The following is a 2,616-nucleotide window of genomic DNA, read 5'->3' as shown; positions in this document are numbered from 1 at the left end:
GCTCGGCCCGACGCCGCGCTACCTGAGCGTTCCCCGCTGGGGACTTGTCGAGCAGTTCGACGTGCCGGCCGAGCAGCAGCAGGCCGTGCGCGGGGGTCCGTCGGCCGATGCCGTACGGAGGACGCTGGTGGCGACGATGGCGGTGCTCGGTGCCGCGGCGCTGATCCACCTGGTGCGCTATGTGTTGCTCATCGTCAACCGCACCGTCCTGCTGAACCCGTGGGTGGCCGGAGCGGCGACGTGGGGTGGCGTCGCGGTCAGCGTCGTCGCGATGTTCATGGTCGTGGCGAGCGCGCTGATGCTGACGAACTGGCTGATCGCGCGGCGGTCGGCCGCCTTCGCCCACCACGGCCATCAGGAACCGCGGTCGGTCTGGGCACTGCGCGCCGGGTGTCTTGTCCCGGTGGTGAATCTGGCATGGGCGCCGGTGTACGTCATCGAGTTGGCCGACATCGAGACGAGGCTGAAGTGGCTGCGTCGGCCGATCGTGGTGTGGTGGGCGGTCTGGGTGGTCAGCACCGTCGTGTCGATCTTCTCGATTGCGACCAGCTTCACCACCGACCCGCAGGCCATCGCCAACAACACCGTGACGACGATCGTGGCCTACCTGCTGGGGCTCGCGGCGGTGCTGCTGGCGTTGCAGGTCTTTCTCGGTTTCGAGCGTCAGCCGGTGGAGCGGGCCTCGAGGCGGTGGGTGGTGGTCCCCGACGATGCGAAGGCCGAGGAAGGCGCGAAACCCGGGTCTGCGGTTGAGCCCGAAGGGCAGAACCCGGCAGCATAGCGGTATGAGCTCCGGCGAGACCCTCGGCAGCCATCCCTTCGTGGTTGCTCACCGCGGCGCCTCGGCGGACCGCCCCGAGCACACCAGGGCCGCGTATCAGCTGGCTCTCGAGCAGGGAGCCGACGGCGTCGAATGTGACGTCCGGCTGACCAAGGACGGCCACCTCGTGTGTGTGCACGACCGCAGTGTCGAACGCACTTCCACCGGAACCGGCCTGGTCAGCGAGATGACACTCGCGCAACTACGTGAGCTGGACTACGGCGCATGGCACCCGAGCCGGCGCAGCGACCGCAGCCAGGGCGACACCGGTCTGCTGACCCTCGAAGATCTGGTCACCCTGGTGCTGGACTGGAATCGGCCGGTCAAGATGTTCATCGAAACCAAGCATCCGGTCCGCTACGGCGCGCTGGTGGAGAGCAAAGTGCTGGCGCTGCTGCATCGCTACGGCATCGCGTCGCCGGCGTCGGCCGACCTGTCACGGGCCGTGGTGATGTCCTTCTCCGCGGCCGCCGTCTGGCGGATCCGGCGCGCCGCGCCGATGCTGCCGACCGTCCTGCTCGGTGAGACGTCGCGCTACCTGGGTGGCGGCGCGGCCACGACGGTCGGCGCGACTGCGGTCGGTCCGTCGATCGCGACGCTGCGCGAGCACCCGGAGTTGGTGGACCGGGCTGCCGCCCAGGGGCGTGCCCTGTACTGCTGGACCGTCGACCACTACGAGGACGTGCAGTACTGCCGAGACATCGGGGTGGCATGGATCGCGACCAACCATCCAGGCCGCACCAAGGTGTGGCTGCAGAACGGGCTGACCGGCGCCGGTCGCGACTAGTGTCTACGGGTCGGCGGCGTCGAGCACGTCCTGCGGGATGGCGGTGTCCGAGGCCAGCGCAGAGAACAGGCGCTGCGCGGCCTCGCTGTCCCACACCACGATCGAGCCGGACCCGTTGTCGGTGAATTCGCCGATCGGCACGGTGACGGTTCTGGTCGAGTCCCCGCGCAGCGCCCACCCCAGTCGGACGAGGTCCCAGAGGTGGTCGCCGTCGTCGACGGTGATGGTGTCCCCGGCCGCGCGGGCCATCGGGTACCAGCGCAGTGGGTTGAGGACGACTGCGGGGCTCGCGACGCGCTGGACGAGCGCCGACATGAACTGACGCTGGTTGGTCATCCGATCCAGGTCGGCGCGCGCAGTGGCGCGGCTGCGCACGAAGCCCAGTGCCGAGCGGCCGTCGAGCTGCTGGCAGCCGGCGGGCAGGTCGATGCCGGCCAACGGATCATTGATCGGCTCGGCGGGGCACATGGTCACCCCGCCCACGGCGTCGACGAGTCCCGCGAACCCGGCGAAGCCGACCTCGGCGTAGTGGTCGACGCGGAGCCCGGTGGCCTGCTCCACGGTCTGAGCGAGCAGCGGGGCCCCGCCGATCGAGAAGGCCGCATTGATCTTGTCGCTTCCGTAGTCCGGTATCGGGACATAGGAGTCACGCGGAATGGAGACCAACGTGGCCGGGGTGCTGGAGCCGAACCCGGGCAGATGCACGAGCATGATCGTGTCGGTGCGACTGGCGCCCAGGTCGCCTCCCGTGGCGAGCTCGGCCTGCTGCTCGGGCGACAGGTTCTCGCGGCCATCGGAACCGACGAGCAGCCAGGTGGTGCCGGCACCCTGCGCGGGCCGGCCGGGATAGTCGACGAGGGCGGGGATGCGGGTCAGTGACGTCTCCACCCAGATGCCCGCGGCGACGGTCGCCGTCACGAGCAGCAGCAGCACGATTCCGATGATGCGTAGCGCGCGGCGCACGCGGCGGGGTTTCTTTCGTGGCCGCGCGGGGGCGACGGGTGGTGGC

The 2,616-nt window shown here is 69.8% G+C and carries 3 protein-coding genes; 2 read left to right on the top strand and 1 reads right to left on the bottom strand.

The annotated features are described in order from the left end of the window. Positions 1-781, top strand: a 781-nt coding sequence (locus WA965_RS18140; RefSeq protein WP_526447896.1) for a DUF4328 domain-containing protein, incomplete at its 5' end; no start/stop codon positions are given. A gap of 4 nt (positions 782-785) precedes the next feature. Continuing rightward, complete coding sequence (locus WA965_RS18135; RefSeq protein WP_526300513.1) at positions 786-1,607, top strand: glycerophosphodiester phosphodiesterase; 822 nt, start codon at positions 786-788, stop codon at positions 1,605-1,607. Positions 1,608-1,610: 3 nt separating this feature from the next. Here the strand turns inward: WA965_RS18135 and WA965_RS18130 are convergent. Next, positions 1,611-2,616: LCP family protein (locus tag WA965_RS18130; RefSeq protein WP_526300511.1), on the bottom strand; the 1,006-nt coding region annotated here is incomplete at its 5' end.

Source organism: Mycobacterium sp. (assembly GCF_049683935.1).
Taxonomy (GTDB): Bacteria; Actinomycetota; Actinomycetes; order Mycobacteriales; family Mycobacteriaceae; genus Mycobacterium.
Note: the sequence above shows the minus strand (reverse complement) of the source record. Positions and strands in the feature narration are given on the sequence as shown.